The 7,171-nt window shown below is 41.0% G+C and carries 7 protein-coding genes; 4 read left to right on the forward strand and 3 right to left on the reverse strand.

Translation table 11 applies throughout. From position 1 onward, the window contains the following. Positions 1 to 203 precede the first annotated feature (203 nt). Together ispF and porV are read right to left on the reverse strand one after the other, a co-directional pair. Positions 204 to 686 (reverse strand): 2-C-methyl-D-erythritol 2,4-cyclodiphosphate synthase, encoded by a 483-nt coding sequence (gene ispF, locus DC498_RS25540; protein WP_116876959.1) that lies wholly within the window; start codon positions 684 to 686, stop codon positions 204 to 206. A gap of 133 nt (positions 687 to 819) precedes the next feature. Continuing rightward, a complete protein-coding gene (porV, locus tag DC498_RS25545) occupies positions 820 to 1,977 on the reverse strand; it encodes a type IX secretion system outer membrane channel protein PorV (RefSeq protein ID WP_116876960.1) in 1,158 nt (385 codons plus the stop codon). Positions 1,978 to 2,413: 436 nt separating this feature from the next. Between porV and DC498_RS25550 the strand changes: the two genes are divergently transcribed. The 4 genes from DC498_RS25550 to DC498_RS25565 all read left to right on the forward strand — a co-directional run bounded on the left by DC498_RS25550 (position 2,414) and on the right by DC498_RS25565 (position 6,360). Beyond that, complete coding sequence (locus DC498_RS25550) at positions 2,414 to 3,976, forward strand: SUMF1/EgtB/PvdO family nonheme iron enzyme (protein WP_116876961.1); 1,563 nt, start codon at positions 2,414 to 2,416, stop codon at positions 3,974 to 3,976. A 199-nt stretch (positions 3,977 to 4,175) separates the two neighbouring features. Next, positions 4,176 to 5,177 (forward strand): recombinase RecA, encoded by a 1,002-nt coding sequence (gene recA, locus DC498_RS25555; protein WP_116876962.1) that lies wholly within the window; start codon positions 4,176 to 4,178, stop codon positions 5,175 to 5,177. A gap of 215 nt (positions 5,178 to 5,392) precedes the next feature. Then, a complete protein-coding gene (locus DC498_RS25560; RefSeq protein WP_116876963.1) occupies positions 5,393 to 5,845 on the forward strand; it encodes a methylglyoxal synthase in 453 nt (150 codons plus the stop codon). A 2-nt stretch (positions 5,846 to 5,847) separates the two neighbouring features. Then, a complete protein-coding gene (locus DC498_RS25565) occupies positions 5,848 to 6,360 on the forward strand; it encodes a GNAT family N-acetyltransferase (RefSeq protein WP_116876964.1) in 513 nt (170 codons plus the stop codon). Positions 6,361 to 6,717: 357 nt separating this feature from the next. On the opposite strand, the gene DC498_RS25570 is transcribed toward DC498_RS25565, so the two are convergent. Next, a complete protein-coding gene (locus DC498_RS25570; RefSeq protein ID WP_116876965.1) occupies positions 6,718 to 7,074 on the reverse strand; it encodes a hypothetical protein in 357 nt (118 codons plus the stop codon). Between the last annotated feature and the right edge of the window lie 97 nt (positions 7,075 to 7,171).

Consider the following 7,171-nt stretch of genomic DNA (forward strand, 5'->3'; position numbering starts at 1 on the left):
TCTAACTCTCTGACTACTTTTTGCTTAAAGCTAATACTATACCGGATCACCGTTTGGACATCTCTTGTCATGGTATTACAGATTTTTTTGTTCTTAAATCTGTCTACTTATGCTAGGACAAGACACCCGTTAACGCTCTCCTTGCTTAAGAAAAGGGATGATTGTACTCCAAGGGCCGAAAGCTGATTGCTGACTGCTAATCCCTATTCTCCCTTCTTCAACAACACACTCGCATATGCCATCAATCCTTCTTCACGGCCGGCAAACCCCATTTTTTCGGTAGTGGTTGCTTTCACAGAAACATCCTGGGGCGTTAAATGTAAAATGTTTGCAATTACATTACGCATCTGCTCAACATAGGGTTTTATTTTAGGCGCTTCAAGACAAAGCGTAGAATCGATATTCACTATATCATACCCTTCTTTTCTTATCAGTTCAAAAGTTTTTTCGAGCAGTATTTTACTATCGATATCTTTAAATGCTGCGGAAGTATTGGGAAAATGCAGGCCGATATCTCCCAAACATAAAGCCCCCAGCATGGCATCGCAGATGGCATGAAGTAATACGTCCGCATCGCTGTGTCCCAGAGAGCCTTTGTAATGCGGGATTTCCACACCGCCTATCCATAATTTTCTTCCTTCAACCAATTGATGAAAATCTACACCGGATCCAATTCTGTATGACATGTAATTGTTGGTTTTGGGCTAAGATAAATAAAAACAAAAACCCGGCAGAGAATAGCTGCCGGGGATGTGAAAAGAGGTGAATGGTCAATAGTGAATAGTGATTCATGATTGCCTATTCACTATTACCTATTCGCTAAAATGCTATTTTATTCGTACTTCCTGTTTCTTCTGCATCAGCGCCGAGATTAAACAACAGGCTGAAGCGAAGCGTATTGGAAAGCGGGTTCCTGTTAACGCCATTACCTGAAGGCAGGAGATAAGAAAAGTTCAATCCAAAAATATTATAGTTGATGCCAACGCCCATGGTAAAATAGCTTCTTTTGCCCATGCTTCTTGTATCAGCATAATATCCTGCACGCAATGCAAACTGATCATTATATACATATTCAGCGCCTGCGGCATAAGACATAGCATTATTGCTGAAAGATTTCATCCAGCCGGATACAACACCATCACTGTTATATTTATCAAAGTCTTCCTGGCTGGCATCCTGACCCGGAGGTGCGGGTACCAGTAATTTATTCAATTCTGCATTCAGACTGATCTTATGCACTTCGTTGGTAACCCATGTATGCCCAACGCCTACACCAAGGTTAGCAGGTATGAAATTCTTCTGGGTAGCATCAGAAGTATACCCGATTTTTCCACCCAGGTTGCTGAAAGCAGCGCCTATATTCCATCCCTGTCCTTCTTCATTAGCGCCATTATAATAAATACCAACATCACCTGCAACGGTATTTCCTGCTTTATAGGCATTGGCGCCCGGAGCATTACCCGCAAGGTTGGAATAGATATATCTTAATGCTACACCTAATGATAATTTGTCTGAAAGTTTGCGTGAATAACCAAGGTCTAATCCAAATTCCCTTGGTCTGCCCTGGTTCAGATCATTACCGAGCGCATCGGTAAACTGTATATTGCCAAGGCTGAAATAACGAAGAGAAGCCGAAATCGCCTGTTGCTCATCAAGCTTATAATATCCTGCTAATGATGCGAGAAAAACATCAGATAATCCGAGGTCTTTAAGCCAGGGAGTATACGTTAAACCAACACCACTATTGGTTTTAGCAAAAGGGTATTTGGCTACATTATAAAACTGGGAATTAATATCAGCGGAGGTAGATACGCCCATGTCTCCCATACCACCGGCACGTGCATCAGGCGAAATCCTTAAAAAGGGAACCGCTGTAGTTACTATATTAATCTTGTCAGCATCCTGGGCGAAACCATGCGATGATATTCCCACAAGCAGCAAACCCGCAAGACAAAATCTCTTCAATGAGTGTGTCATTAGAAATAGTATTTATTGAAAATGAATAATGAGTAGCATTCTATTCAATATTCGGATAGCTTTTAATGTGATAAAATTCAAGCTGCAAAGTAAAGTCGTTTTGGTATTCCGGTATCTTTTTTGTAACTGTTAAAATACAAAAAATCTCTGCCCTTCAATCAATTATAGTACCATTTTTGAAATACCACAGCAAAGAAACGGGTTTAGCCCTAATATTATTGTTTATTGCATGGTTTTCACCACTTTGATTGAAAAAAGCAAAGTTTAGCATTTAATAAACATAAAAACTTATTATACATCTGTACTTATTTTTATAAAGTGTTTAAATTGCGCATTGTTTAGCGTTAAAGACCGTTTATATTGATAGTATATCAGTCTGAAATGCAATAATCAGATTATAATACCCGTTATCTTTTTTAGTTTAAATCCAGCAAAAATGCAAAGACTACTGAAAGCTAAGAATCTTGTGCTCTTACCGGCGGCGGTTGTGCTGCTGTTCAGTTCATGTAAAAATGGGCTGTTTGGTAAGAAAAAACATGAAAAATCCGAAGTGACCGGTTGGAACTACAATGACAAAAACATGGGTGGTTTCAACGTGTCAAAGGAAAAAGAACAAGGAACCGGACCCGGTCTCGTATTTGTTCAGGGTGGTACATTTACTATGGGTGCCACACAGGAAGATGTGATGGGCGAATGGAACAATATTCCGCGCCGTGTTACTGTATCTTCTTTCTACATTGATAAAACAGAAGTTGCCAACGTTCACTACCGTGAATATCTCCACTGGCTCGAAGCAGTGTTTGATGATCCCCAGTATGCGCAGGTGCTTGAAGCTGCTAAACCGGATACCCTGGTTTGGAGAGAAGAGCTGGCGTATAATGAGCCGTTGGTAGAGTATTATTTCCGTCATCCTTCTTATAACAACTATCCTGTAGTGGGTGTTAGCTGGAAGCAGGCAAATGATTTTTGTTTGTGGCGCAGTGACAGGGTAAACGAAAGAATACTTGTTGAAAAAGGATATATCAATAAAAACCAGTTAAAAACTTTGCAGGGACAAGGCCAGGAAAACTTTAATACCCAGGCTTACCTCAAAGATCTTTATCAGCCCCAGCCTGGTAAGCCTAAAAAGAATCCTTTGATGGATGCTAATGGCAGACCAAGAACAAAAGTAAACTTTGAAGATGGTTATATGTTGCCGAACTACAGGCTCCCGACAGAAGCTGAGTGGGAATATGCAGCATATGGTTATATATTACAAAACCCCAAGCCAAAGAAAAAATCTAATGGTACTGGTGAAGAGGTTGTAAAAGAAAAGCAGGTTTACGCATGGAGTCAGAATGTAAATGGGCTCAGAGACAGCCGCCACGGAAGCTGGCAGGGTAAATTCCTTGCAAACTTCAAACGTGGTAGTGGTGATATGATGGGTGTTGCCGGTGGTTTGAATGATAATGCTTCAATCCCCGGTCCTGTAGACGCTTTTTATCCCAATGGTTTCGGTTTATATAATATGTCCGGAAACGTTAACGAGTGGGTATCTGACGTATACCGTCCTCTTTCTAACATTGATAATGATGACTTTAACCCTTATCGTGGTAATAAGTTTGAAAAGTTCAAAAAGAATGAAAGCAACGAATACGAAAGAGACAGCCTGGGCAGGGTAGTAAAAGTAGATGTGACTGACGAAGAGAGCAAAAACCGTCGTAATTATCAGCGCGGTAATGTAATCAACTTTGTTGATGGTGATTCTGCTTCACAGGTTACATATGGTTACGGTGTAACCACTTTGATCAGCGACCACTCAAGAGTAATTAAAGGTGGAAGCTGGAACGACCGTGCATACTGGTTAAGCCCTGGTACACGCCGTTTCCTTGATGAAACTCAGGGTAGCAGTACGGTAGGTTTCCGTTGTGCTATGGACCGTGTGGGTAGCCAGGAAGGCAATGGATTTAAACCTGGTAATAACTGGAGCAAACGCAGGCAAAATTCCCGCAAATCATAAGATCAGTAGTCTTAATATTATATACACAGGCTGTCTCAAAAAGGCAGCCTGTTTTTGTTTGTTGTTTATAGTTTGCAAAACCACAAACATTCAAAATCCATTTTTTTTAGCTTTTTTTACTAAAATTGTTAGTGTTAATAAGTTTATCCATATCTTTACATTCAACAATTAATTTTACCAATCTAAAACCTCATACTTTATGTCTGCAAATACTGAAAAGCTGAAAGCGCTTAAGCTAACCATTGACAAAATCGAAAAAGACTTCGGTAAAGGAAGTGTAATGATGATGAATGAAAAGGGAGAACAGCAACTGGAAGTTGTATCTACAGGTTCTATCGGACTTGATACAGCGCTGGGTGTTGGTGGTGTTCCCAAAGGAAGGATAGTAGAAATATATGGTCCTGAATCAACCGGTAAAACAACCATTGCCATACATATTATTGCAGAGGCGCAGAAAAAAGGCGGCGTATGCGCTATCATAGATGCAGAGCATGCATTTGATAGCAACTATGCGCAAAAACTTGGTGTTGATGTAGACAATTTATTGATCTCTCAACCGGATTATGGCGAGCAGGGTTTGGAAATAGCAGACCGCCTGATCCTTTCAGGCGCGCTTGATGTAGTAGTGATTGATTCTGTTGCAGCGCTTGTGCCTAAGGGCGAGTTGGAAGGAGAAATGGGTGACAGCAAAATGGGATTGCAGGCAAGACTGATGTCCCAGGCATTACGCAAATTAACGGCCACTATCAGTAAAACAAATACCGTTTGTATTTTCATTAACCAGTTGCGCGAAAAAATTGGTGTAATGTTCGGCAACCCCGAAACAACTACCGGTGGTAATGCCCTTAAATTCTATGCTTCCGTAAGGCTGGATATCCGCCGTATGGCGCAGATAAAAGATGGTGATGAGGCAATAGGAAACCGTGTAAAAGTAAAAGTGGTAAAAAATAAGGTAGCGCCTCCTTTCAGAGCTGCTGAATTTGATATAGTATTTGGTGAAGGTATTTCTAAAGTAGGTGAGATTATAGATATGGGTGTTGAAATGAACATCATCCAAAAAAGCGGTAGCTGGTATAGCTATAACAGCGACAAACTCGGGCAGGGAAGAGATTCGGTTAAGCAATTACTGCTTGACAATCCTGAACTGGCAAATGAAATAGAAGCTAAGATAAGGGAGAAGATTAAAGAAGACCAGGCGTGATGGAGGCGTAGGGCATGAAAATGTAGGGTGTAAGGTGTAGGGCATGGGTGTAAATGTAACCCCATCCTCTATACCTTATTCTTTTTATACGGTATAGGAAGGCAACGCTAACTGATATAGACCGATAGCTGAAGGCTGATAGCTGATAGCCCACCGCCCATAGCTGACGGCTGACAGCTTTTAATTAGCTTTGTCGCCGTAAAATATACACAGGCATGATAAACTCCCGTATTTTAAAGAAAAGGAAAAGGATAGCATTAGTAGCGCACGATCATAAGAAAAAGGATTTAATTGAATGGGCTATTTTTAACAAGACCATTCTGGCAAAGCATGAGCTTATAGCTACGGGCACTACAGGAAAATTGCTTGAAGAAAATCTTGACAGGCCGGTAAAGCAAATGTTGAGTGGCCCGTTGGGAGGAGATCAGCAAATCGGCGCGATGATTGCACAGGGAGAAATAGATGTACTTATTTTCTTTTGGGATCCTATGGAGGCGCAACCGCATGACCCTGATGTAAAAGCTTTATTGCGGCTTGCTATTGTTTGGAATATACCTGTAGCTAACGACAGGGCAACTTCGGATTTCTTAATGACTTCTCCTTTGATGCATGAGGAGTATGAAGCTACCATTCCGGATTATAACAGTTATATTAAACGAACGGTGTAATTATGCTGGTTAGTTTGCGTGCATGGAAAAAAAATGACCGGGAGATTTTGGCAACACTTGCCAATAATATCAAAATATGGAATAACGTACGCGACAGGCTTCCCCACCCATATACATTACAAAACGCAGATGAATTTATACGATATTGTATCGCCCCTGAAATGCCCTTTGTATTAGCTATAGAAGCAGATGGAAAGCTGGCCGGTTGCATAGGACTGGAAATGCAGGAAGACGTTGCCCGTATCAGTGCTGAAATTGGGTATTGGATAGGAGAGCCATTTTGGGGTAAAGGAATAGCAACAAAAGCGGTAGCACTTATGATGGATTATGTGGCTGAACATTTTTCCTGCCTGGTTCGCATATACGCTAAAATATTTGAGTATAATACCGCATCTATGAAAGTGCTTGAAAAGAACGGTTTTCATATGGAATGTATTCACCGGAAAGCTGTAGAAAAAAATAATAAAATATGGGATGAATATGTGTGGGTAAAATTCACTGATGAGGGAAAGTGATGAATGTCATTTACAACTTAATAAAACCTGCCTGCAGCAGCTATACTGTATATACTTGCATATAACCACTATTGTCCGGGAAATATGAATCGTGTTAAGTATTCACTCCTTCCTGCCAGCCGACTTGCAAAGGTGAGGGACGGTACGCTAGCATAACACCAAACTATATTAACTACCACGTCAGCTACGAATTATAACCAGGCAGGCGTTTAAATATTCATCACACTTTTAGATTTTCAGCCTCCTGCTCTTGCTATTTTATCAACCTGATTTGAATTGGGGCTCCCCTCCCTGCCGCCGTGCGGAGAGGGGCCGGGGGTGAGGGAGATAAGTATACAGGTTTGTGGGCAGGCTAAATTAGGGGGCGCTGCTCCTGAATCGTGCTGCTTTAAAAACTATATAAGGACAGGCTACAGTTGTCATATACAACGGGTTTTGCTGGTGGGAGGGTGGATAGAAACATTCATACGGCGCAGCGGCTTCACCTCCTTTCCTGAAATCATTTTCTCTAAGATCATCTATATATGCTTTGGCTAATTGCTGCGCATTTTTTTGATTTACTAATGCGATAGCATAACACACCCATCCTGTTGGTGTACCCCAATATGCGCCGTTTTGATATTCATTTTTGCGGGACAGCGAAATTTCCCATGCCGTTTTTTCATTAAAATCGTCCGTAATCAGTAGGCCTCTTGTATTAAACGATATGCACATATGTTAATAATTAAAAATAGAAAAGGTATAAGAGTTGATGAGCATATTGCATGTTATGGAAAAAGATACCACAAAACCTTTCCGGCAGTCAATTTCA

The organism is Terrimonas sp. (assembly GCF_003075435.1).
Taxonomy (GTDB): Bacteria; Bacteroidota; Bacteroidia; order Chitinophagales; family Chitinophagaceae; genus Agriterribacter.

Excerpts from the sequence above, each read along its gene's own strand:
- ispF (WP_116876959.1), bottom strand. The coding sequence starts at position 686 with ATGTCATACAGAATTGGATCCGGTGTAGATTTTCATCAATTGGTTGAA.
- porV (WP_116876960.1), bottom strand. The coding sequence starts at position 1,977 with ATGACACACTCATTGAAGAGATTTTGTCTTGCGGGTTTGCTGCTTGTG.
- DC498_RS25565 (WP_116876964.1), top strand. The coding sequence starts at position 5,848 with ATGCTGGTTAGTTTGCGTGCATGGAAAAAAAATGACCGGGAGATTTTG.
- recA (WP_116876962.1), top strand. The coding sequence starts at position 4,176 with ATGTCTGCAAATACTGAAAAGCTGAAAGCGCTTAAGCTAACCATTGAC.
- DC498_RS25570 (WP_116876965.1), bottom strand. The coding sequence starts at position 7,074 with ATGTGCATATCGTTTAATACAAGAGGCCTACTGATTACGGACGATTTT.
- DC498_RS25560 (WP_116876963.1), top strand. The coding sequence starts at position 5,393 with ATGATAAACTCCCGTATTTTAAAGAAAAGGAAAAGGATAGCATTAGTA.
- DC498_RS25550 (WP_116876961.1), top strand. The coding sequence starts at position 2,414 with ATGCAAAGACTACTGAAAGCTAAGAATCTTGTGCTCTTACCGGCGGCG.